Source organism: Isoptericola halotolerans (assembly GCF_013149785.1).
Lineage (GTDB): Bacteria > Actinomycetota > Actinomycetes > Actinomycetales > Cellulomonadaceae > Isoptericola > Isoptericola halotolerans.
In genome coordinates, this window is sequence record NZ_JABEZU010000004.1 from 442,854 (window position 1) to 465,958 (window position 23,105).

Sequence of the window (23,105 nt, forward strand, 5' to 3'; positions counted from 1 at the left end):
CGCGGAAGCGATGAGTCGGAGGTTCACGTGGCTGCCATCGAACTCGTGGCTTGCTTGACTGCCTCGGGACCCGAACTCTCCGTCTAGCGCTTCTGCCACCCGGCCGGGCAAGTCGAACGTGATCCGAGCGGCGAGCCGTTCACGCCACATCAGCGCATCCGCGCGGGCAAGGCCCGGGACAGGATGGTCGGACTCGGTCAGCTGCAACGTCTCGATCCCGCTGACGTGGGCGAGGACGCACCCGGTGGTGGCGTCGTTTGGCTCGGCGAACATCGACAACGCGACTCGCGCCATCCGCTCACCCTGCATCGTCTCCGCCAGTGTCGCCATGATCGGTGTCCTCTCGGTCCCAGTTCACCAACGAGGTACACGCCCGCGCACCGAGAGGTTCCCTCTGTCAGAGCACGGTCGTAGGCTGGAGGGTGAGGCTGTTCTTCAGCTACGCGGGTCCTGTGAGACAGCGCCTTCGAGGGCACTCGGTCCATAGCCGCCTCCACGACGGAACACCGTCGCGCCATGACGAGGCTCCGCACATCTGTAGCACTCAGCGTCCGAGGCTACGGCGTACTCCGCTACGCACCCACCAACTTGCTTACCGACGCCATCCGCACCAGACGCGGCCTCAAATGGGTGTCCCCGCGATGCTCTTGGCCGTTCCTTATCTCTACGCCGCGACGATCTGCACCCCGATCGTCAACGAGGGCGGTCCCGGGTGCCTCTACCTGTTGGTCCTGCTGTTCGTCTGGAACGCCTTCAGGTTCCACTGGATCGGACCGGTCAGTCTCCTGCTCATGGCGAGCCCTGCTACTCGCGTCCGGAGAACGCATGCCTGAACCACGAGCGACGGTGGCGCGTCTCCGGGCATCGCCGGCCTCCTCGTGACAACCTAGACACTGGCGGAAGCTGGAGGTATGCACTGACAGGAGGGCTCGATGCGGCGCGTGAGAGTTGGTCGGCACGATGTCGGGGTTTCAGAGGTGCTTCCCTCCTACTGGCACTTGGCGGCTGAACGGCAGCACGTATATCACGCGAGGTTGCGTGGTGAACCTGGTCCGTGGACCGATGACGCTGTTCTCTTGAAATATCGCTTTACTAACGCCTATCGCGCCGCCGACCGCGTGTCACAAGATCTGATACGGGTCGCATACGAGGGTCCTCAGGACCCCGAGAACCTCGTCATGCGTGTTCTGCTATTTCGCTTCTTCAACAAGCCATCAACTTGGGACTCGCTGGAGTCTAGATTCGGCCAGATCACAACATCAACATTCGACGTCGATGCCTACAGCAAGGTTCTCGACGCAAAAATTGCGAGCGGCGACAGAGTCTACTCTGCGGCCTACATTGTTCCACCCCCGCCGTTCGGTGCGGCTCGGAAGCACCGCAACCATCTGTTGCTAATCGAGCATATGATGCGTTCCGGGGTTGCCGCACAGGTCGAGCATGCTGGTACTCTTCGCCAAGTGTTTGAGACGATTCTGGCCTTTCCTTCACTCGGCCCCTTCCTCTCGTACCAGCTAGCAATTGACCTCAACTACACCTCGGTGATCGACTTTGATGAGAACGACTTCGTAGTGCCCGGGCCGGGCGCACGCAGTGGCATCGCGAAATGCTTCCCGCAGCTCAACGGCGTTTCTGCGGAAGACGTCATCCGATGGATGGTCGACACGCAACAGGTACAGTTCGACCAAGAAGGGATCGAGTTCGACGACCTGTTTGGGCGGTCCTTGACACTCATCGACTGCCAGAATCTGTTCTGCGAGACCGACAAGTACGCGCGAGTGATGCATCCCAACGTGCGCGGAGTCGGAAACCGCAACAGGATCAAACAGCAGTTCGCACCTAAGGGTCCTCCGACAAGGCCCTTTTTCCCGCCAAAGTGGGGAATCAATCAACGGGTATCGGACCGGTCGAGCGCGCTCGCGACACCTACCTAGGCTGTCGGGCTCAGTGCTGCATACGTTGAGTTCGTCCGAGATATTCGCGTGCTGCGGCACCAAGTCTGCCGTTCCCAAGCCCGGCCAACTTCTCCTCTATAAGCTCCGCAGTGGCTCCACCCTGCGCCGCCCAATACAGATCAATCATCCGAATGTATGCGAGCAGGAGTGGGTCGGTGAGTTTGCAGTTGAGCACCGAAAGCTCTTGGCCAGACCGGATGCCGGCCTCCAGCCGCATCCACTCGTCCCACGCAGCAGACGTATCCTCCCAGTCTGTATCGAACTGCGGGTGTTCCGCCTCGCCTGACGTGGCCCGATTCGGTTGACTGGCTAAGAGACGTGAAGCCCTGTCGAAGTGGCGCGCGTAGAGATGCAGGGAGGAGCTAAAAAAAACCAGTCGGCCAGGCACGCAATTGAGCCACCGCGCCATCACCTCAAGCAGCAGTGTCCACTCGAAGGCGTTGATGCCGGAGAATCCCCACCATATGTCGGTGCTGCGCGCAGCAACGTGGAGGTCGAGACGCCCGTCCCTCATGAGGAAGTGAAGCCAGTTGTTGCACGGGATGTCCCGACTCTCAACGAAGTCGCGATCCGGATCGTAGATGCTGGCGACGGCCCGGCGCGAGAGTGGGTCTTCCCGGAGAATCTTCACGATCTCGACGAGTTGGTCTATGCCATTCCAGTTTCGAAGCCGCGGACCGTAACCAGCACGCCACGATAGGCCGTCGTCTGAGAAGTCGATCGCTCGCTCTAGATAGGCGCTGAGTAAGCTCAAGTCGTTTCGGCCCGCGATCACCCACATGCTCTCCGCGATCGAGGCAAAAACGTTGTTGTTTCGGTGGGGGAGTATCACGTAGCGGGACCGAATGTCGGATACCTCGACAAGCCGCGCCCGCAGCTCTCGGGTCCGCTCTCCGCGGACCTCAACAGGGTCTCCTGAGTCAACAACGGCGCGCAACTCGGCTAAGAAGGCTTGCTCCACACCTCGATAGACAGCCACTATGGCTTACCGATTCTGAACTCGGCCAGCAAGTCCGCGATCCAGAAGTGTCTCAGTCACAAAGGAGTATGTCTCTTCTTCGTCCGCCATCGGAACAACAACCGCGGACTCAGCATGTTCCTCCAAGAGTGCTCGATAGCCGGCCTGCACGCCCGGTGCGTTGTTCGAGTCGAGGTGGTGGGGTTCGAGGAATACAAAGACGATAGACGGCTTGATCGGTGACCAGATAGTGTCGATGAGTTCCCTGAAACTCGACTCCGGGAGTCCTGACTGCTTCACTGGTCCGCCGTACCAGCCGTAAGCGAGAGTGGACCACCACCAACGATCCAGAATCAGAGATTGCTTCTCCGCAGCTCTCTTGAGACCAGGCACAGACTCCGCATGGCACGCGAGGTGCGCTAGTTGCTGAGCGAGGCCGGACGTAGGCTTCTCGTCAGGGGTCTCGCCCTCCAGTGCTCTGTACACCCGTTCGGTGAACGTGGTGAAGCCGCTTGGCATGTGAGCGAACACTGTGGACCCAGTGTCGACTGAGCCTTGGAGGCGGTCGAGCTGCGTCGACTTACCGGTCTGATCGAGGCCCTCAAACACGATGACGGCACCCGAGCGGATGGTGAGACCAGCCTTGGCCATCATCAGCTCCTTCTCTCCACACAGCGTGGCTCCCGGGACGTGTCAGAGGTCACCCCTATGATCAGGCTATGGGACGGCACCGGGGTCACGAGGGAAGTGCGGCGGCGCGTCGCCCTGGCGACCCGTGGCGCGAGCTCCCTGACGCTGGCCGCGGCTACCTGTCTGTCTACTTCTCCGAGCCCCTCGCACGATGGCCAGTTCGGGAGATTACCCGACCTGCGGACAATAAGAGCGACCCAAACATTGAGACCGGAACCTACGGTCTGTTCTCTACGTGCGAGCCGTCCATGCGAAACCGGATCGTTCTCGATGGCGCGTCCACCATCTTCTTCCTCACGACACGTAAACCGCACCAGGGGAGAGTGATCTCCGGGTACTACCACGTTGGCTGGTACACGGAAGGTACTCAGGGTGCGGTCAACCGTGACTATGCCCTCGCCGCCGACAAGTTGCACTTCATCGACCCCATCCTTACGAGCGATCTGGCTGAGTCGCTGGCAGCCATCTGTTCCACGCGGTTCCGTACGATGAAGCCGATCGATATTGAGACTGTGGCGGCTCTTCGCCGGATATGCGATGAGCGCCCTGACCGCACGGCCGAATACTTGGGCGAGATCGAGCGGGTGGAAGCTTTTGCGCGTGCTCGATCCGGCTGCGCGTACCCTTCGTGGGGGCGGGAGGGTGGATTCAGCTGGTCAGACGCTCCCGACTACTACCAGACAGACGCTGAACTCTCGAAGGTGCCCAACAGTTCCAGGAACCGCAAGTGGCGATGCCGAGAGTGTGGATATCTCATTAAGAGCGGCGCGCTGCTGAAGAAGTGTCCGTTGTGCAAACAGATGGCAACGCTCGCTCCTGCCGAGGAGGGCGCATGACCCGTCGAGTCTTTATCAGTTACCAGCATGCCGATCAGATGAAAGCCCGTGGCTTGAACCTGATGACATACAACACGAACGTCAAGATTGACTTCACGGGGCGGCACCTGCTCGACCCGGTGAAGAGCCAGGACGCGGACTACATTAGCCGAAAGATCAAGGAACGGATCAAAGGGTCATCTGCGACGATCGTGCTCATCGGGAAGGAGACCTCCCAAAGCGAGTGGGTCGAGAAGGAGATCCAGTGGAGCAAGGAACAGGGAAAGGGCATCATTGGCATCCGCATCGACCCCGGCGCGCCAGTCCCTGAAGGGTTGACAGAGTACGGCGCTGAGATTCTCGACTGGAATACTCCGGCAGATGTCAACCAGTTTGACGATGCCATCGAGCGAGCGATCACTGCGACAAGTCGCGGCAGGTCAATGCCGACCAACACGATGAGCACGTGCACGCGATGAACGGCCACAGCAACTCCCACAGGCCAAGGAACATCAAGTTGCCCGTTATTCACGATGCGGCAAGCGACGCGTCTGGGCGCGGACAAACAACGTATGTTCGGCTAAGCGCCTCCCGGCTGGTTGCACTTCTAGTGGCAACGCTCGCCGCGGCGCTGGGCATCGCCATTGGAAGTTTTGACTTTTCTGGTCTTGTACTACTTCTCGCGTTCGTAGTAGCCGCACTAGCCGAACTAGCTTTGATCCGATTTCAGCCCGAACGCGACTGGTACGCCGGACGAGCGGTCGCCGAGTCTACGAAGACACTCGCGTGGCGGTTCGCCGTCCAGGGAGAGCCATTCGGCCCGAATCTCACTGAAGGTGATGCCGAGGCACTGCTTCGAACCCGAGTCAGCGAAGTTCTGCAACGTGGCAAGGACCGAATCAACGTAGGTCCTGGCGATGCCGTCCTCACCGACAGCATGCTTGAACTCCGCCGATCGCCATTCTCCGCACGCAGGGGCGCCTACCTCGAACACAGGACAGAAGAACAGCGCATCTGGTACTCGTCCAATGCACGGAAGAACGAAGTCCGCGCCACAACATGGCGTTATGCTCTTCTTCTTGGCGAACTGCTCGCGATCGTAGCTTCGGCTCTTTCCCTAGGGCGTGACGAGCCCTTCGACTTCGCCGGTATCGTCGCCGCGTTCGTTGCAGGGGGAGCCGCCTGGCTGGCGATCAGGCAACACTCCCAACTGACGTCCGCGTATCGAGTGGCGGCAGGTGAACTTGCTGTTCAAGCAGACGTTCTCCGTGGAGTGAGTGCTGAGGACTGGCCGCAGGCGGTGGCGGACGCTGAGGAGGCGATCAGTCGTGAGCACACGATGTGGCTGGCTACCCGTGGTGAGGAGCCGTTGCCGCCTCCCCACATAGGTAGGAATTGATCGAGTTTTCGGGCGCAACTGAACATTCTGGCTTGGGGGTATTACATGGCCCGTCACGTTTCGAGATTACGGTCGACAACTCCGGTCTGCGCGCGGCCAACTCGGCTTGCCGGGGGAGTTCGGGCAATGTGCCGCGATGCGCTCTGCGGCTTCACGTTGGCTAGCGTACGGGCCTCATGTTTCCTGTCTAGGACCACAAGGGGGACCAGACATCCTGCGACGCGTGGATTCAGGACAGAGCCCACTTGTAGCGACTGTCGGACCCGCGGCTGAAGGCCCTTGACCCGGTCTATCCAGACTCGCCTCGGGGTCTCATTCACGGTCCAGTCTGGGCACCGCGGGCTGGGTGCGTCACTCGTTGGGAGGCGCAGGCGACGTTGGCTGAGGGGGACCAAATGGGGACCAAAACTATGCAAGCCATGCATTTCGTGACGTGCGCTGCATGTACTGAGCCCGGACACAGGCGGATTCCAGCCTCGACGAGGCCGTCTGGACGCCTGGGGGATCAGGGCTGGGGCGTCGAACTGCTCGTCCTTATAGCGCGTCGCGTAGGCGTCGAAGACGCGGCGCTCGGCCAGGTTGCCTCCCAGCGTCGCCCGTAGGCGACCGTGTAGGTCTATGCCGACGTCGCGGGCCGAAACGCTACCGGCGACGCCCTGGCGCTCTCGCCACCACTCGATCAGGCTGCAGGACGCCAGTCCATCGGCAGGGATCGGCCGATCGTAGACGAGGCAGTACTCGCCATTGCGGACGAACTCGATCTCGTTGCGCACGGCATCGCGCAACACGAGCTCGGGCTTAGGACCGTTCGCGGCGAAGATCAGGTTCTTCGCCGGCGATCCGACACCTCCTCCGCGGTCGTACACAGAGCGCAGAGCGGTCAGGTCGGCGAGGGTGGCGTCGCTCAGATCGAGTTCCGCGACGATGCGGCGGGCGAGGGCCACGAGCCGGGGAAGCTCGCAGCCCTCGATGTAGGCCTGGATGACGTCGCGCTCGGTGTAGTCCCTGTCACTCGGCTAACGATCCGACACCGACCACGGCAGCTGCAGCTCCTCGCCGAGAACCGTCTCGAGGTCGCGCCGCGTGTTGGAGTCGATGAGTGCCTGTTCCTTGGCGGCCCGCAACGTACGCGACGACACCTTGGTCGGCACCTTCGAGGAGGCGAAGATCGCCGCATCGAAGAAGTTGAAGCCGCTCACAGGCCCATTGTCCCGCAGGCAGGAATCTGCATCGAGGGACGATCCAACCTACTTTGTGCGGCCATCGCGACACGCCCGAGATCGAGCAAGGTAGGCAGGCGTGTCCGTGCAATCTGCGCTGCACGTCGACAATTTTGTCGACGTGCAGCCTAGATTGCAAGATCCTCCATGTTTGTTACAAGGTCCCTCGGTGCGTGACGCTGGGCCGGCAGCTGTCGGCGTGGTGGGCGCTCGGTGGCTCATGGCGGAACGGCAGCGTGAAGCGGGGCGACCGGAGCGAGGACTCAAAGCGGGGTGACACTGGATCGTGCCTGCCTTTGACCCGGCGGAGTCGACTCCGCCGTTCGACTTCGTCCTGATGCAGAACGGAGCCGTGGGTCTCTACTGGGATCTCGCGGTACTGGATGGTGCGTGTACCAGGCTGTCGGCGCTCGGCTACCGCGTCGTCCGCATCGAGGCTGACGCATGGTGCGACGCGGCGTCCATGTTCGACGCCCTTGCCGTGGCGCTGGAATTCCCCGACTACTTCGGCAGGAACTTCGACGCTCTGAACGACTGCCTGTCCGACGTGGCAGCTGGGGATTATGGCGTGCCCGCCGATGCCACGGGTCTCGCGCTCGTGCTGACCGGCTATGACTCCTTCGCCGCGGCGGATCCCGTCGCAGCCCAGACCCTGGCTGGGTGCTTCGCGGACCAGTCGCGGACCGCCTCGTTGTTCGGCCGCCGGTTGGTTTGTCTGCTCCAGAGTGACGATCCGCGCTTCGCGCTCGCGCCGGTCTGTGCTCAGGCCGTCGCCTGGAACCCCGCAGAGTGGCTGGACTCTCAGCGAGGAGTCTGAGCTGAGCGCTTGCGATGAACCTCCCTCTTGAGCCACCGGGGCAGGCTCCAGGCGTAGGAACCCCCATCATCAGGGGGCCTTGACCACGTCCCAGCCACCACCGCCATGTGTCGCCCTGCGCACCTCATGCAGAAGCGCGTCGGACTGCCCGGCCGCGTCGCCGGCGGGAGTCGAGTGCCATCGACCTCGCAAGACGTGGAGACTTACCGGATGAGTGCACCACCGGAGAAGTTCTCAGTTCACGACGAGCCGGCCTGGCGCGAGCGCGCGAGCTTCATCGTCCATGCCGCACTGCCCGAGCAAGGACGCTACGAACAGCTGTGGTGCCGCCAGGTCAGCGACGACACCTTCGAAGTGTGCTGCATCCCGTTCTTCCTGTATGACGTTGCACTGGGAGACCTGGTGTAGACGGCTCCGCAGGCGGAGCGTGAGTACGTCGTGGCAGGAGTGCTGCGCCGATCCGGTCGCTACGTGTTCCGTGTCTACTTCGCGGGCCCGATGCTGGGGCACAGAGAGAGTGCGGTGGAGCAGCTGACCACGATGGGAAGCCTCCTTGAGTGGTCGTCGGCGAGCTCGCTAGCTGTGGACGCGCGCGATGCCACGCATGCTCAGGAGATCGCCACCTACCTGACTGAGCGGGAGAGCCAGGGCCACCTCGTCTACGAGACCGGAAGAAGCGCCTGACGCTCACCAGCTTGCCCGGCGAGCACATCAACAAGCCCGGCTGCCGCGAGGTTGGGCGGAACCCCGCTGTCGCGACCCTGACTGGCTACACCCTCATCTGCGTTGAGCCCGTTGACGAGGGCCTTCGCCCAGTCATCGATCAACTTGCCAATCTCAGGGTCGCGGCCCGGGTCCAGTGCTCGTGGCCCACGGTCGAGCGACGGGCCGGTTCGCGCGACGCAACTCCCGGCTGTCCTGTTCCGGCCCACGTAGCCGCTGCGCCTCCGCGGTCGTCCCACCGGGCGCGTGACCGTCGTCGATATCGGCCTGCCAGCTGCGTCGCGACCCACTGCACCGTCCCGTGCTCAGTCCCCAGCTGCGCCCGCAACGTGCGCACCAGCGGCACCGCTGCGGCCTTCTCCTCCGGGCTATACCGCCGCGCCTGCGGCTTCCCCAGCAATCTCAACCCCCTTGGAACCGTCGCAACTGACTTGACATGTGCGGGCAACACCATGCCGCACAGTATGGGGATAATGGCCACTCAGCTAGGCCAAGAAAAATACAGCACGAGCATCAAAGCCACATAAGCCAATAGTGCCACCGCCCCCACTACCAGGAGGATGGTCAATAGGATGTCAGCAATGCCGCGACGCTTACGCACTCTGCATCCAATCCTACATCTCTATACGAGGGATCAAGTCGATCACACCGCCGTCCAGGGCGAAGCGCAGAACGCATTCAAACGCTCTCGCGCAGACCTTAGCACCCTGCCCATTGGGATGGATAGATGTCATGCTCACCGCGAGAATCTCATCATGTGACTCATACTTGGTCATGCTGGCGCCATCGCCCTGCACCGGATCGTTGCCGCCGCACCCAGCAGTTCTCGCGCGGCGGTCGAGACGGTTGCTCAGCGGGCCGCGGAGGCCATCGCCTGACGGATGGCGGCGTCACGCTGACCGCGGCCGTAGCCGAGCGAGATGCCGGAAAAGACGGCGGCCAAGATCGCCACGAGGAGCGCGCCACCGGAGATCAGCACCGAAGCCAGGTCCATGACGCGAGGCTAACGGGCAGTACACCGCCGGCCGCTCCCTGCGAGAGATCGGCGAACTGACGGGACGCACACAGGCCGCCGTGCGTCGCGGCCTCGACCGCACAGGGACACCGCGCCGAGAGCGAGGCGCCCAGCGAATCAACGACGCGACGTAGGCGGACACGCCGGAAGACGTCCGCACAGCGGGGTGAACGGGTGCTGTTGCTCCAGCGATCAGTTCCGGTTGAGGCCGTGCTTCCGTGTGTCCAGGATGTGCTTGAAGTGACTCTCTGTCTGGTCGATCACGGGTGTCGGTGTCGCGGGGTCGAACACCCGCAGGATCGAGAACCGGAAGCTTGTCGGGTCGAGGCCGCGCAGCTCGACGTTGTCGCCGTGTCCGTTGGAGGCGTAGGCGCTCCAGCGCTGGCGGATGCTCTCGGCGCCGTCGGCTTTGCCGACGTACTGACGGCCGTCGCGCGTGTCGGTGATCAGGTAGATCCCCACCACGGAGGAGAGCGCGGTGCGCCACGCGGCATAGCGGTGCTCGCGCATCACAGCCTGAAGCTGCGCGTGATCGAGGACCAGTCGATCGAAGCCGGGGAACGGGACGGGCTGCGAGTCGGCGATCTCCACGACGGGGTAGCCGGCAGCTGTCGGGCCGTTGAGCCGCCAGGTTCGTGGTGATCGCCAGCCGATGACGAGGCGTTCCCTGAGGTCCTGCATGTGGTCGGACTGGGCCAGGTCGAATGTTCGTCGCTGGCCGTCGTTCGACGTCTCGCCGCGATGCTCGACGACCGACCACAGGCGAGCTCTGGTGCCGCCTTCGGGCACGAAGACGATCCAGTAGCGAGGCGGGTCGGCCGGGAACTGGCGCGGGTTCGAGGACTGGCTGGCCGTGTAGGCAAGGATCTCGTCGTCCGTCGAGTCCGCGTGGATGCCACTGGTCCCGGTGTCCTCGTGCTCCTTGACGTAGGCGTGGCGAATCACCAGGGCGTCGGCCGGGCTGATGCCGGAGCTGCGCAGGATGGGTTCGAGCGTCAGCGTCATCGGGGCCTCGTCTCCAATGTCCGGTGGTCAACGCACATCGACACCTCCGTCAACGTAGGCCGAGACCGTAACGCGACCGAACTTCTCATTGACGGACCGCCGACCGCATCGTCCGCCCCGACGATGTGCCGTCAGGGGTCTCACTTCGGCAGGAGAGTCTGCACCTGGTCCCGGATCTCCTGCACGACGGCGCCGACCGGGTGGGCGGCGTTGATCGTCGTGGCCATGCTGACGAACATGATCGCGGACACGATGTGGGCTCGTGCCGCAGCCTGCTGCGCGCTGGCCTGCCCGTCACGCAGCAGGACGGCGGCAATCGCCTCCTCGGTCCCTGCGACCAGGGCGAGGGCGTCGCGGTGGTGGGGTTCGGCAGGGTCGCCGAAGACGATCTCTCGCAGGTAGGTCCGCCCGTTGTCGACCTGTTTGCGGTTGCACTCCACGACGGGGCGGACGATCGCCATCACCGCGTCGATCGGGTCGGTGACGGCGGCAGCCGCGGCCTTGCCCTGCTCGAGCGCCTCGGCATAGGTCGAGTTCTGGACGAGCAGCAGCAGCTCGCCCTTCGTCTTGGCGTACAGGAACAGCGTGCCCGCACCGATGTCGGCCTTCTCGGCGATCTCCTGGGTGGTGACCTCGTCGACGCCCCGCTCGGCGAACAGCTTGCTCGCGGCGGCCACGATTCGTTCAAGCTTCACCTGCTTGTTCCGCTCGCGCCGTCCGACCGGCTGGGAGGTGTGTGGCATGGCTGCCCTCCTTCGTTGCTGAGCGGGCTCGGACGTGCCGGCGCTCATTCTTCCACGCCGGTCGGGGGCGTCCTGGTGTCGCAGAGCTCGGGATGGAGCGCCTCGACCGAACCGCCCTGGGCGGCTGTGACCAGCACGGTCGGCTCGTCGACACTCCTCGAAGCACGGGGCCGCGGCGCTGATCGTGGGGTGCAGGCCCCTCCGGATGTCCTGGTCCCGGGCGTCCGGTGCGGTCAGCGGCCGAGGAACTCGGCGCTCAGAGGGGCGAACTCCTGGTGGAACTGGAAGATGCCGCCGTGCCCGGAGTCGGGGTAGATGACGAGCTCGGAGTCCTTGATCCGGCGGTGCAGGTCCTCGGAGAGGACCGTGGGCACCATCCGGTCGTTGTCGCCGTTGGCGATCAGGGTGGGCTGCGTGAGCGTCGACAGGTCGGACGGGGCCGAGCGCCCGTACCTCTGGATCGCCTTGAGCTGGGTCCGGAACCCCTTCATCGAGATGTCCTTGTCGCGGTCGACCGTGCGCTCCTTGAGGCGGTTGACGAACGCGCGGGCGGCGGGCTTGCCGGCGGCGTTCCGCTTGAAGAACAGGAACTCCTTCGGGTCCTTCCGCGTCAGGGTCGCGCGCAGGATGTCGTAGTAGGTGGTGGCGACGATCGTGTCGATGTTCTTGCCGCCCCGGGGTCCGGTGCCGGTCAGGACGAGCTTGCGGACCAGGTCGGGGTGCTTGACCACGAGGTCCTGCGCGATCATGCCGCCCAGGGAGAAGGAGAAGATGTCGATCGTGTCGAAGCCGAGGGCCTTGATGAACGTGTAAGCATCGTCGGCCATGGCCTCGATGCTGTCGGGAACGGTGCCGGTGGAGGAGCCGACGCCGCGGTTGTCGAAGGTGATGACGTGACGGTTCGTCGCGATGGGGTCCACGATCCGGGGGTCCCAGTTGTCCAGCGTCGCGGCGAGGTGCACGAAGAACACCACGGGGATCCCACCCTTCGGACCGAGCTCACGGTAGGCGTAGGTGACGCCGCCGGCGGTGATGGTGCGGGTCGGGGCGTGCGCGTACGAGGTGACAACGGTTTTGTTCGACGTGTTGTCGGTGCTCATGATGTTCTCCTGATTCCTGGTCCTTCGACGGGTGCGAAGGGCTTTCAGACCCCGGTGATGACGGACTTGCCGCGGACGCCGCCCTTGCCGAGCGACTGCACGGCCTGCGCCGTCTCGTCGAAATCGAAGACCCGCCCGACGACGGGGCGCACCACGCCCTCGTCCACGAGGGCCGTGATCTGGCGGAGCTGCTCGCCGCTGGCGTGCATGAAGAGGAACTCGTAGGTCACCCCGAGCCTCTTCGCCTGCCGGCGGATCTTTCCGCTGAGCGCTGCCATGGCGAGGCGCATCACCGGGTTCAGGCCCTTCTCGCGGGCGAATGCGGGGTCGGGCGGCCCGACGATCCCGATCACCTTGCCGCCGGGACGCAGCACCCGCAGCGACTTCTCGAGGGTCTCCCCGCCGACGCTGTCCAGCACGAGGTCGTACCGGTCCAGGAGCTGCTCGAAGTCCTGGTTGCGGTAGTCGATGACGCTGTCGGCACCCAGCTCCCGGACGAAGTCGGCGTTGCCGGCGCTGGCCGTGGTGGCGACCGTGGCGCCGAGGTGCTTGGCGAGCTGGATCGCGATGGTTCCGACGCCACCGGCGCCGGCGTGGATCAGGACTCGCTGCCCCGGCTGCACGTTGCCCCTCTCGACGAGCGCCTGCCACGCGGTCAGGGCCACCAGCGGCAGCGAGCCCGCCTCTTCCAGGCTGACCGACGCGGGCTTGAGGGCCACCTCGGCCTCGGGTACGGCGATGCGCTCGGCGAAGGTTCCGATGCGGTCGATGCGGTCGAGGCGAGGCTGGGCGTACACCTGGTCGCCGGGCGCGAACCCCCGCACCTTGGCGCCGACGTCGATCACCGTTCCGGCGACGTCGCTGCCCATGACCTGCGGCAGCTCGTACCGGAGCAACGCCTTGTACGACCCCTGCCGGATCTTCTCGTCCACGACGTTGAGCCCGGCGGCCTGGACCTGGACGAGCACGTCGTGCTCACCGACCACGGGCTCGGGGACGTCCGCTTCCTGCAGCGGCTCCTTGTACTCATTGATGACAAACGCGCGCATGGTGGCTGTCCTTCTTGGTCTGGTGGTGTGGTGCTGGCTCGTGCCGATGACGGATGAGTGCAGCGGCGGGAACTAGCGGTGGAGGAAGTCGCACGCGGCGTCGACGAACTCCCGGCGGTACTGGAAGACGGCGCCTTGGCCGGAGTCCGTCACCCTCGCGCCGGGAAAGATGCCGGGCAAGCTCTGCGCCGCTCCTTGCTGCGACATATCGCCCTCCTGGGGATCTCGTCCCGCCCGGTGAGGCCGAGTGGGCTCAATCATGAGCGGCCTCAGAAATATTGTCAAGAGGGGGCCGCTTGGAGCATGGACGCAGGCCGACCGGGCGCCGCGAGCGGGCCCCGCAGGACAAGCGTGAGCGGATCTTGCTTGCGAGCCCGAGGGCTGCTCGCGCAGCGCGGCGCTCGAGCTGCTGATTGCGGGTCGCCGCGGCCTGACGTTCTGCCCCGCCGCGGCTGTTCGGCTTCCTGTCCAACGCCCAACCCGCACTGGCGGACCTGTCCGGCCTGCTCCTGCTGGAGCAGCACCTGACGCTGCACCAGCTGCTCGGCATCGGCATCGTGATCGCGGCCAACGTCCTCGCCGTCACCACCCTTCGACGCGGACGAAGATCACGGCGCTTGTGCTCGCCCGGTGCACGAGCGTGACGCCGTAGCGGATTTCGTCAGTGCTGACGGTGCCGTCGAGCAGATCGATCCGGGCCATGACGTCGGCCGGCTGACGGACGGAGTACAGCGGGGGCAGCGCCAACGCGGCCTCTGGTGTGTCGTGACGACCGTCCTGGGCGGCCCAGGGCGTCGATGAAGATCACGGGGTAGACCTCGTCCAGCGGGCGGGTCTGCCACTCGGCCATCTCCGCGACGACCTTGTCCGTGATCCGCGAGACGGTGTCCTTGGAGACGGACGCGCCGTAGACCTCGGCGAAGTGCGCGCTGATCTCCCCGGTCGTCAGCCCGCGCGCCGTCAAGGACAGCACCAGTTCGTCCACGCCGTTCAGGCGCCGCTGCCGCTTCTTGACGATCGCCGGCTCGAACGACCCGTCCCGGTCCCGGGGCACATCGATCTCGACCGGACCGATCTCGGTCAGGACCGTCTTGGACCGGGTGCCGTTGCGCTCGTTCGTGCCCGCTTTCGCCTCCCGCTGCCCGGGCGGGTAGTCCAGATGCTCGGTCAGCTCCTCGTCCAGCGCGGTCTCCAAGACCTGCTTCGTCAACCCGGCCAGCAGCCCGTCCGGGCCGACCAGATCGATCCCCGCCGCCTTCGCCTGCGCCACCAGCTGCTGCGCCAGTACCTGCTTCTCGTCCTCGTCGAGCGTCACGGGCTCGATGATCTCGGTCATCCTGCCTGCTTCCCGCCAAGCCTTCGCTCGGCGTGTCAGGCCGAGACCCACCCACCGTTAACCAGACAGACCCGCGGGACACACCAGAGCCTCCATCAGACCCGGGGCGCAACAGTCGCGCGCTGAAGTTCTCGACCGTGATGTCCCTCGTTGGCCACTGATGTTCCCACCATGGGCGGACCAGGGCGGCTACCGCAGGCTCTTGAGGTACTCCCTGTAGGTGTCGAGAACGTCGTCAGCGAAGAGGGCTCGTGGCCAGAGGATCCCAGTGATGAGGCCGAGTGCTTCTGAGTCTTCGACGGCGGGTCTGGCCATGGAGTGCGTTGCGTCGAAGTGCTCGACGCTCACGTCGGAACCGAGCAGGTCTTGGTAGGTGCTGGCGGTCTCGGTGACGTCGACGTTGCGGTCGTGTTCGCCCAGCATGAGGAGCACGGGCACGTTCTTGTCTGCCATCGCCACGAGGTCGTCGGTGGCGTCGGAGGTGTAGTTGAGTGAGACGAAGCTCCAGCGGCCGGCGTCCATCGGATCGGGGTCGTCGGTGGCCGCGCGATAGGTGTCGTAGTCGGCGTCCTGTTCGAGCAGGGTGCGTGTCTGATCGCTGACGGCGATGGCCTGTTCACGTTCGCGGGAGGTAGCGCCATCGTGGTCGAGTTCGGCGAGGAGGTTGTAGCGTCCTTGGCGCAGCCAGTTGATCGCGGGACCGACCGCGACGATCCCGTCAATGTCATCGCGAGAGACGGCCGCCTTCGGCAGAACCCAGCCTGCTTGGCTTGCGCCCCACAGCACGATCGTGTCGTTGGGTATGGCGGCCTGCCGCTGCGCCCAGTCGATCGCAGCTGACACTTCGTCCGCACGATCGTCCATGGTCTGATCGAGCCAGTCTCCGCCGGAGCCACCGACTCCGGGTTTGCTCCAGGTCAGCGTGGCGAACCCCGCGTCCGCGGCGGCTTCGAACCACGGAAGGTAGAGCCCGTCATGAGTCGCGCCGACGGGGCCATCACCGTGGACCACCACGACCAGTCCGCGTGCGGGCTCCTCGGCCGGGAGCGTGAGCACGGCTTCGAGCGCCCCGCCCGAGACCGGAATCGACAGGGCTTCCTGGCGCAAGCGGTAGTCGTTGCCGGCCAGCGTCACGCCCACTCCTCCGAGGGCGATCGCGACCACCACGGCAACCACGACGAACCACACTCGACGCTTACGTCTCGAAATATTCACGTTCGTAGTGTAGATGATACATTTCTCGATGTGGATGAGGTGTCGATCGGGATGGGCTTCGTGACCAGTGAGCGCGCAAGCGTCGGAGCGCTGTACTGGGGTGCGTTCGGAGAGAAGCTGGCCGCGGCGTTCCGTGACGTGGAGACCGGCGCGAGGGTCGTGACGGCGGGACTGCGTGCGGACCGGATGCTGGTGGCGAGGTTTGCGGGCAAGGTGGTGGGTGTGTGCGGCTACTACCAGGACGGTCGCGGCACAGCAGACCTGTCGTGGAGGCACCTGCGCGGGCACTTGTCTCGCACGGCGTCTGTGCGGGCGGTGGGTGTGCTCTCGCTGCTCAGCCGCCATGGGCGACCGGGTGTGCTCGTGCTCGACGGCATCTGCGTGAACGAGGCTCACCGTGGTCACGGGATCGGCTCGATGCTCTTGGACGCGGCGGTCGAGCTCGCACGTGAGCGCGGCGATAGGGCTGTTCAGCTGTCGGTGATCGATACGAACCCACGCGCTGCCGCGTTGTACCGGCGCCGAGGATTCACGACTGTCGACCGGGGCTCGCTCGGCCCGTTGCAGCACCTCTACGGTTTCGAGCACTACACGACGATGCGCAAGAAGACCGACGCGTGAGCGCCGTGCCCCTTCCGATCGCGCCGCGTACCGTGATCGAGGCGTTCCTACCCGCCGACGGGCAGGTGCCGTTGGATGTGGTGTTCGACACCGCGAATGCCGCAGGGATCGCTGACCAGCCCCTACGACTGGCCTTGCGCCGCATGGTCGCAGCCGGGGACATCGTCCAGGCCGGTCGAGGCCGCAGTGGCACGGCGGAGTTGACCCTTGCCGGTCGGCAGCGACTGGGCCGGGACCGCCTCGCCCTCCGGCTGGCCTTCGCCCAAGACCAAGGGCTCGCACCGTGGGACGGACGCTGGCGGCTGCTGGCGGTCAGCACGCCCGAGGCCGATCGCGCTGCACGCGACGCCCTACGCCGCCAGCTGGTCGACACCGGGGCTGCCGCGGTGTCGACCGGTTTGTATCTCAGCCCGCACAACCTGGCCGACATGCTCGATACCCACGAGCGCAGCCACCTCGTGCAGGCCACTGCGACCGGGGTGGACGTACGAGGCGTGACAGACCCGCAAGCGGTGACCGAGGCGCTGTGGCCCCGGGCCCGGATCATCGAGGCCTACGCCGTTGTGGACCAGGCGATCGAGCACGTCCAGCTCGCGATGGAAACCGGCGCCGAAGCCGCACTGGTGGGACAGCTGCACCTCGCTGAGGCGCTAGAACAGGCGATGCGATCTGACCCGCTCATCCCTCTCGAACTACGCACCGAGCCCTGGGCTCCCACACAGATTCGACGCAGGTGGCACGACGCTTGGGCTGCGCTGACACGAGACCTTGCAGGAGAACTCCTCTATCTCGGCTGGCTGCCCCAACGCCCCTAGAAGGAAATCGCAGACGAAGCAGAGAAGGCGCAGCTACTTTTTGCGTTCCCACGGGGTGGGGACTGCTGCACGGATAGGTGACACCTGGCCTGTGGTGCCTTCGGGTGCTGCTGGAAGGATGTGTCCCGTGCCCAGACCCCATCCCAAGGCGATGTCGTGGCCGTCGCCCGTCGTGGCGAGTCCACGGTCAAGCAGATCGCGAAGGACTTCGGCATCTCCGAGTCGTGCCTGCGCAACTGGATCCACGCCGCTGACGTCGAGGACGGCAGCCGGTCCGGCGTGACGAAGAGTGAGTCGGCCGAGCTGCGCGAAGCCAGGAAGCGGGTCCGCCTGCTGGAGCAGGAGAACGAGGTGCTGCGTCGCGCGGCGGCGTACTTCGCCCAGGCGCACCTGCCGGGAAGATGAGCTGCCCGCTCGTCCGAGAGCTCGCCGCTGACGGGATCCTCGTCGCGTGACGTGCCGGGTCCTGAACCTCGCCCGTCAGCCCTACTACCGGTGGCTCGCCAACCCGATCACCGATCGAGAGGTCGAGCAGGCCCACCTCGCCAACGCCCTGTTCGACGCCCACCGCGACGACCCGGAGTTCGGGTACCGGCTGCTGGCCAACGAGGCTCGCGACGCCGGCCACCGCGCGTGTGACAGGACCTTGCCCTCATCGGCATGGACAACAGCCCGTGACCGTCCCCCCGCTGACGACCATGGCGTACGACATCGCGCAGGTGACCGCCGTGTCGACCCGCGCGCTGCTCGCTCGGCTCGACAAGAACGGCGGCCCCGAGACGGCAGTCGGGCTGCAGGTGCAGCTCGTCGAGCGTGAGACGGCCTGAGCGGGTAGGCGGCTCGCGACCAGGTGCACAGTCCTCACAGAGCGGGAGTCAACCGTCCCTCGGGTATTCCCGGCGAGACGACCGAGAAGTCCGTCGCTGCCGACGGGTTGGAGCAGGCGCTGTTCGCTCGGCGACTGCGAGGACCGTACGGGAGTGCCTCGTACGGTCGAAGTCCGGTGTGGAACCGGGTCCTGATTCTCCGCCGCGACCCGTGCAACCTACTTTGCGCACCACGCGCGACACGCCCGAGTTCGCGCAAGGTAGGCAGGCGTGTCCGCGCAATCTGCGCTGCACGGCCTGACCTGGTTTCCCGGACAGCTTCGACCCGGCGGTCATCCAGGGGATGAACCAGCAGGCTGACGACTGGGCAGGGCGAGAGGTGCTCGAGCGTCTGACCGACGCGGCGATGCCGGCGTGGCCGCCGGCCAGTGGCTGAGCACCTCGCTCCACGGACCCCGGCGGAACCGCCCGTCTCTCCGCTTCAGCTACCGCTCAGCGCCGCGGTGGACTCACGGATGACGAGCTGGGTGGCGAGCTGGATGTGATGCGAGTCGGGCCGCTCCCCGCGTGACTGCTGCAGCAGGGTGCGCAGTGCGACGCGGCCCATGTCGATGATGGGCTGGCGCACGGTGGTCAGCGGCGGTGCGGTGGACAGGGCGGAGTAGGTGTCGTCGTAGCCGACCACCGAGAGGTCCTCGGGAACGCGCAGGCTGTGGCGGCGCGCTGCCTCGAGGACGCCGAGGGCGCTGGCGTCGCAGCCGGCGAAGATGGCGGTGGGCCGTTCGGGCAGGCCGAGCAGAGTGGTGGCCATCTCGAGCCCGGCGAGAAAGGTGAAGCCCTCCTCGAGGACCAGGGCCGGGTCGGCGGCGATGCCGTCGTCGGACAGTGCGCTGAGGTATCCCTGCAGCCGTTCGCGGGAGGCACCGGAGACGGGTGGGCCCCCGGCATAGGCGATGCGGCGGTGTCCGAGCCCGAGCAGGTGCTTGGTCGCCTGCAGGCCGCCGGTGAAGTTGGTGGACCCGACGGACACGACCTCGTCGTCGAGCGGGTTGAGCGGGTCGATCACCACGACGCTCAGTCCTGCCGCGCGCATCTGGTCGCGCTGGTCGGGCGTGAGCTCGGAGGTGACCACGATGACGCCGGCGCGACCCTGGGTGGCGAGCTGACGGATCCATCCGGGCGAGAGCGGGCCGTTGGGTCGGCCGCCCGCGCTGTCGAGGACGTCGACGATCACCTCGACGTCATGGGTGTGGCCTGCGGCGACGATGCCGTCCAGGACCTGCATCGAGTAGACGTTCACGAGCGTGTCGAAGACGACGTTCACCTTGCGCAGCGCGGTGGTCTCGCGCGGCCCGGTGCTGGGCACGTAGCCGAGCTGCTCGATGGCCTCCTCGACTCGACGGCGCGTCTCCGCGGAGATGTTCGGCCGGTGGTTGAGGACCTTCGAGGCGGTCGCCTTGGAGACGCCCGCGGCACGGGCGACTTGTTCGAGCGTCGGTCGCGACGCATTCGTCGTACTCACCACTGAGATCCCCTCGATCGTCGCCAGCACTCTCGTGTCGCCGAAACTGTTTCCGTCATTGTAGCCACACCAAAGCCTCAAACGGCGCTTGACAGCCGTACCGAGTCGTTCTAGCGTCCGAGAGTCAAGGAAACAGAGCGAAACTGTTTCCGAACTGTCGACGGTGGTGTCGGCGAGAGAGAGGACTCTGGCGATGAGGCTGAGCAACGGGCGGCGCACGAGCGCCGCGGTCGTCGCGGTGGCGGTGGCCGGACTGCTGGCAGCGTGCGGAGAGGGCACCCAGCCGGGGCAGGCCTCCGCGGGTACCACGGCATGGGCGCTGACCGGCGGTAGCGAGGAGATGTTCCGTGCGCAGTTCGACGCGTGGAACACCGAGAACCCTGACCAGGAGATCGCGGTCGATTGGTTTGCGAACGACGCGTACAAGGAGAAGATCCGCACCTCGGTGGGATCGGGCAACGCACCCACCCTGATCTACTCCTGGGCCGGCGGGACGCTGGCCGACTACGTCGCCAACGACAGCGTCGTCGACCTCACGGATGACACACGCGAGCTCACCGAGCGTCTGATCCCGTCGGTCGCGGCGAACGGCCAGGTGGACGGCAAGACCTACGCCGTGCCGAACACGCAGAGCCAGCCGGTCGTCCTGTACTACAACCAGGAGGTCCTGGACGCCGCCGGTGTCGAGGTGCCGACGACGTACGACGAGCTGCTCACCACGGCGGGCACCCTCAAGGACCAGGGCGTGATCCCCATCGCGCTGGCCGGGCAGAGCGTGTGGCCCGAGCTGATGTGGATCCAGTACCTCACCGACCGCATCGGCGGCCCGGAGGTCTTCCAGGCCGTGCTCGACGGCGAGGAGGGCGCGTGGTCCGACCCGGCGGTCATCGAGGCCACGACAAAGATCCAGGAGCTCGTGGACGCGGGCGCGTTCGGGGACAGCTTCGGCTCGGTCAACGCCGACCAGAACGCCGACACCGCGCTCGTGCACACCGGCAAGGCGGCGTTCATCCTGCAGGGAAGCTGGGTGTACCCGAACTTCCTCAACGACGCCCCGGAGCTCGTCGAGTCCGGCGGCCTGGGCTACACCACCTTCCCGGCGGTCGACGGCGGTGCGGGGGACCCGGCGAACGTCGTGGGCAACCCGTCGAACTTCTGGTCGGTCTCCGCGTCCGCCTCCGCGGAGGACCAGGCGACGGCGAAGTCCTTCGTCGCCTCCGAGGTGCTCAACGACGACGCCGTCGACGAGCTGCTCGCCATCGGCACGGTTCCGCCGATCAGCGGCCTCGAGGACAAGATCGAGCAGCAGGACGACGCGGACTACCTGTCGTTCGTCTACGGCATGGTGCGCGATGCCCCGCACTTCCAGCTCTCCTGGGACCAGGCCCTGCCGGCCGCGCAGTCCCAGGCCCTGCTGGACAACCTGAGCCAGCTGTTCCTGGGGCAGATCGACCCGCAGCAGTTCTCCGACGCGATGAACGCGACGCTGTGAGTGTCGCAACCAGCCCCGCAGCCCTGACGCAGACGCGCCAGGGCCGCGGGGCCCCCGGAAGCCGCGCGGCCGGCCCGTCGATCTGGATGGCCGGGCCCGCCCTGCTGCTGTTCGGCGTGTTCGCCGTGGTGCCGCTGCTGGGCGTGGTCGTCCTGTCGTTCATGAGCTGGGACGGCCTGGGCGCCCCGGTCTGGGCCGGCGCCGAGAACTGGGGCCGCACGCTCACCGACCCGGTGACGCAGAATGCCATGCGCCTCACCGTGGTCCTCAGCGTGGCGAGCTGGCTGTTCCAGGCACCGGTCTCGCTGCTGCTCGGCGTCTTCATGGCCGGCCGCCAGCGCTACCGGGCCGTGCTCTCGGTGCTGTACTTCCTGCCCCTGCTGTTCTCCGCGGCGGCCGTCGCGATCGCCTACCGGGCGCTGCTGGATCCCAACTTCGGGCTGGGCACCGCACTGGGCGTCTCGTGGCTGTCCCAGGACTGGATCGGCGACCCCGACCTGGCGCTGTGGGTGGTGCTGTTCGTCGTCTCCTGGTCGTTCGTGCCGTTCCACTCCCTGCTCTACCAGGGCGGCGTCCGGCAGATCCCGAAGTCGATGTACGAGGCGGCGCTGCTCGACGGCGCCGGCCGGGCGCAGCAGTTCTTCCACATCACCCTGCCGCAGCTGAAGTACACGATCGTGACGTCCTCGACGCTGATGATCGTCGGTTCCCTGACGTACTTCGACCTCATCTTCGTCCTGACCGGCGGGGGACCGGGCAACGCGACCCGCATCCTGCCGCTGGACATGTACCTGACCGGCTTCCGCAGCTACGACATGGGCAAGGCGAGCGTCATCGCCGTCGTCCTCGTCGCCGTCGGCCTCGCGGTCTCGATCGGGCTGAACCGGTTCTCGGGAGCGAACAAGATGGACTCGCAGATGGAGGGCGTCTGATGTCCGCACGCACCTCGCGCACCACGCCCAACGTACTGGGTGGCCTGGCCGGGTGGGTCTGGCTGGCGATCATCATCGTGCCGATCTACTACATCCTCGTCACGAGCCTGCGTCCCCAGGCCGACTACTACTCCGAGAACCCGCTCTCGTTGCCGACCAACCCGACCTTGGACGCCTACGGGCAGGTGCTGGCCAACGACTTCCTGCGCTACTTCGGCAACTCGGTGGTCGTCACCCTGGTCTCGGTCCTCGTGATCCTCGCGGTGAGCCTGATGGCGTCCTACGTCGTCGTGCGCTCCCGCCGCCGGTCGACGGCGCGGCTGTTCCAGGTCTTCCTGCTCGGCATCGCCATCCCGATCCAGGCCACGATCATCCCCGTCTACTACCTGATCGTGCAGCTCGGGCTGTACGACACCCTGTGGGCGATCATCCTTCCGTCGATCGCGTTCGCGATCCCGCTGTCGGTCCTCATCCTGACCAACTTCCTGCGCGACGTGCCGGCGGAGCTGTTCGAGTCGATGAGGGTGGACGGCGCGGGAGAGTGGCGCACCCTGTGGAGCCTCGCCCTGCCGCTGACCCGCCCGGCCGTCATGACGGTCGGCGTCTACAACGCCCTGCAGGTGTGGAACGGGTTCCTGTTCCCTCTGGTGCTCACCCAGAGCGCCGAGACCCGCGTGCTGCCGCTGTCCCTGTGGTCCTTCCAGGGCGAGTTCTCCGTGAACGTGCCGGCCGTGCTCGCCGCCGTCGTCCTGTCCGTCCTTCCCATCCTCGCCGCCTACATCGTGGGCCGCCGCCAGCTCGTGTCCGGCCTGACCGCCGGCTTCGGCAAGTAGCCGGCCGCCGCCGGCTCCCTTAC

22 protein-coding genes and 3 pseudogenes are annotated in these 23,105 nt (G+C 65.7%); 13 read left to right on the forward strand and 12 right to left on the reverse strand.

Annotated features, from left to right (window positions below; genetic code table 11):
• Positions 1-977: 977 nt before the first annotated feature.
• Entirely contained in the window at positions 978-1,934 is a 957-nt protein-coding gene (locus tag HDG69_RS16680) for a nucleotide kinase domain-containing protein (protein WP_216645797.1), read from the forward strand.
• 10 nt (positions 1,935-1,944) lie between these two features.
• Here the strand turns inward: HDG69_RS16680 and HDG69_RS16685 are convergent, their stop codons facing one another.
• Both HDG69_RS16685 and HDG69_RS16690 read right to left on the reverse strand, forming a co-directional pair.
• Entirely contained in the window at positions 1,945-2,916 is a 972-nt protein-coding gene (locus HDG69_RS16685) for a thymidylate synthase (protein WP_171784943.1), read from the reverse strand.
• A gap of 24 nt (positions 2,917-2,940) precedes the next feature.
• Positions 2,941-3,567, reverse strand: a complete 627-nt coding sequence (locus tag HDG69_RS16690) for a hypothetical protein (protein WP_171784944.1) — start codon at positions 3,565-3,567, stop codon at positions 2,941-2,943.
• Between the two features lie 284 nt (positions 3,568-3,851).
• Between HDG69_RS16690 and HDG69_RS16695 the strand changes: the two genes are divergently transcribed.
• Genes HDG69_RS16695 through HDG69_RS16705 form a run of 3 tightly spaced genes read left to right on the forward strand, consistent with a single transcriptional unit; the run spans position 3,852 to position 5,817 of the window.
• Entirely contained in the window at positions 3,852-4,439 is a 588-nt protein-coding gene (locus HDG69_RS16695; RefSeq protein ID WP_171784945.1) for a rubredoxin-like domain-containing protein, read from the forward strand.
• Positions 4,436-4,897 carry a TIR domain-containing protein gene (locus HDG69_RS16700; RefSeq protein WP_171784946.1) on the forward strand — a complete coding sequence of 154 codons (462 nt, stop codon included), beginning with the start codon at positions 4,436-4,438 and terminating at the stop codon, positions 4,895-4,897. The genes HDG69_RS16695 and HDG69_RS16700 overlap by 4 nt, the downstream gene beginning before the upstream one ends.
• Positions 4,894-5,817, forward strand: a complete 924-nt coding sequence (locus tag HDG69_RS16705) for a DUF4231 domain-containing protein (protein ID WP_246256755.1) — start codon at positions 4,894-4,896, stop codon at positions 5,815-5,817. The genes HDG69_RS16700 and HDG69_RS16705 overlap by 4 nt, the downstream gene beginning before the upstream one ends.
• 1,016 nt (positions 5,818-6,833) lie before the next feature.
• Here the strand turns inward: HDG69_RS16705 and HDG69_RS16710 are convergent.
• Entirely contained in the window at positions 6,834-7,016 is a 183-nt protein-coding gene (locus HDG69_RS16710) for a hypothetical protein (RefSeq protein WP_171784948.1), read from the reverse strand.
• A 307-nt stretch (positions 7,017-7,323) separates the two neighbouring features.
• Here HDG69_RS16710 and HDG69_RS16715 point away from each other — a divergent pair, with 307 nt between their 5' ends.
• Both HDG69_RS16715 and HDG69_RS19195 read left to right on the forward strand, forming a co-directional pair.
• On the forward strand, positions 7,324-7,854 hold the full coding sequence (locus tag HDG69_RS16715; RefSeq protein WP_216645798.1) for a barstar family protein: 531 nt from the start codon (positions 7,324-7,326) through the stop codon (positions 7,852-7,854).
• A 210-nt stretch (positions 7,855-8,064) separates the two neighbouring features.
• Positions 8,065-8,538: pseudogene (locus HDG69_RS19195) on the forward strand (DUF4265 domain-containing protein).
• A gap of 156 nt (positions 8,539-8,694) precedes the next feature.
• Here the strand turns inward: HDG69_RS19195 and HDG69_RS19200 are convergent.
• The 8 genes and pseudogenes from HDG69_RS19200 to HDG69_RS16755 all read right to left on the reverse strand — a co-directional run.
• Positions 8,695-9,031 (reverse strand): annotated as a pseudogene (locus tag HDG69_RS19200) (hypothetical protein); the annotation flags it as partial.
• 396 nt (positions 9,032-9,427) lie between these two features.
• A complete protein-coding gene (locus tag HDG69_RS16725; protein ID WP_171784949.1) occupies positions 9,428-9,571 on the reverse strand; it encodes a hypothetical protein in 144 nt (47 codons plus the stop codon).
• Between the two features lie 213 nt (positions 9,572-9,784).
• Complete coding sequence (locus tag HDG69_RS16730) at positions 9,785-10,597, reverse strand: GIY-YIG nuclease family protein (protein ID WP_171784950.1); 813 nt, start codon at positions 10,595-10,597, stop codon at positions 9,785-9,787.
• 140 nt (positions 10,598-10,737) lie between these two features.
• A complete protein-coding gene (locus tag HDG69_RS16735; protein ID WP_171784951.1) occupies positions 10,738-11,340 on the reverse strand; it encodes a TetR/AcrR family transcriptional regulator in 603 nt (200 codons plus the stop codon).
• A 233-nt stretch (positions 11,341-11,573) separates the two neighbouring features.
• Positions 11,574-12,440: an alpha/beta fold hydrolase gene (locus tag HDG69_RS16740; protein ID WP_171784952.1), complete on the reverse strand. Its 867-nt coding sequence runs from the start codon at positions 12,438-12,440 to the stop codon at positions 11,574-11,576.
• A 44-nt stretch (positions 12,441-12,484) separates the two neighbouring features.
• Positions 12,485-13,489, reverse strand: coding sequence for an NADP-dependent oxidoreductase (locus HDG69_RS16745; protein ID WP_171784953.1), 1,005 nt, complete (start codon positions 13,487-13,489; stop codon positions 12,485-12,487).
• Between the two features lie 733 nt (positions 13,490-14,222).
• Positions 14,223-14,825: pseudogene (locus tag HDG69_RS16750) on the reverse strand (transposase); the annotation flags it as partial.
• 189 nt (positions 14,826-15,014) lie between these two features.
• Positions 15,015-16,001: an alpha/beta hydrolase family protein gene (locus tag HDG69_RS16755; RefSeq protein ID WP_343036485.1), complete on the reverse strand. Its 987-nt coding sequence runs from the start codon at positions 15,999-16,001 to the stop codon at positions 15,015-15,017.
• 90 nt (positions 16,002-16,091) lie between these two features.
• Between HDG69_RS16755 and HDG69_RS16760 the strand changes: the two genes are divergently transcribed.
• From HDG69_RS16760 to HDG69_RS16775, 4 genes are all read left to right on the forward strand, one after another.
• The gene (locus HDG69_RS16760) at positions 16,092-16,661 is read left to right on the forward strand and encodes a GNAT family N-acetyltransferase (protein ID WP_171784955.1); all 570 of its coding nucleotides are present in this window, start codon (positions 16,092-16,094) and stop codon (positions 16,659-16,661) included.
• The gene (locus HDG69_RS16765) at positions 16,658-17,476 is read left to right on the forward strand and encodes a PaaX family transcriptional regulator (RefSeq protein WP_216645803.1); all 819 of its coding nucleotides are present in this window, start codon (positions 16,658-16,660) and stop codon (positions 17,474-17,476) included. The genes HDG69_RS16760 and HDG69_RS16765 overlap by 4 nt, the downstream gene beginning before the upstream one ends.
• Positions 17,477-17,632: 156 nt before the next feature.
• Positions 17,633-17,881 (forward strand): transposase, encoded by a 249-nt coding sequence (locus HDG69_RS19455; protein WP_171784956.1) that lies wholly within the window; start codon positions 17,633-17,635, stop codon positions 17,879-17,881.
• 269 nt (positions 17,882-18,150) lie between these two features.
• Positions 18,151-18,303, forward strand: a complete 153-nt coding sequence (locus tag HDG69_RS16775; RefSeq protein WP_171784957.1) for a substrate-binding domain-containing protein — start codon at positions 18,151-18,153, stop codon at positions 18,301-18,303.
• Positions 18,304-18,784: 481 nt separating this feature from the next.
• Here the strand turns inward: HDG69_RS16775 and HDG69_RS16780 are convergent, their stop codons facing one another.
• Entirely contained in the window at positions 18,785-19,825 is a 1,041-nt protein-coding gene (locus tag HDG69_RS16780; RefSeq protein WP_343036486.1) for a LacI family DNA-binding transcriptional regulator, read from the reverse strand.
• Between the two features lie 193 nt (positions 19,826-20,018).
• On the opposite strand from HDG69_RS16780, the gene HDG69_RS16785 reads away from it, so the two are divergent.
• From HDG69_RS16785 to HDG69_RS16795, 3 genes are all read left to right on the forward strand, one after another.
• Positions 20,019-21,317: an extracellular solute-binding protein gene (locus HDG69_RS16785; protein WP_171784959.1), complete on the forward strand. Its 1,299-nt coding sequence runs from the start codon at positions 20,019-20,021 to the stop codon at positions 21,315-21,317.
• An 86-nt stretch (positions 21,318-21,403) separates the two neighbouring features.
• Positions 21,404-22,249: a carbohydrate ABC transporter permease gene (locus HDG69_RS16790; RefSeq protein ID WP_171785012.1), complete on the forward strand. Its 846-nt coding sequence runs from the start codon at positions 21,404-21,406 to the stop codon at positions 22,247-22,249.
• Positions 22,249-23,082 (forward strand): carbohydrate ABC transporter permease, encoded by an 834-nt coding sequence (locus HDG69_RS16795; protein WP_171784960.1) that lies wholly within the window; start codon positions 22,249-22,251, stop codon positions 23,080-23,082. Before HDG69_RS16790 ends, HDG69_RS16795 begins: the two co-directional genes overlap by 1 nt.
• Positions 23,083-23,105 lie beyond the last annotated feature (23 nt).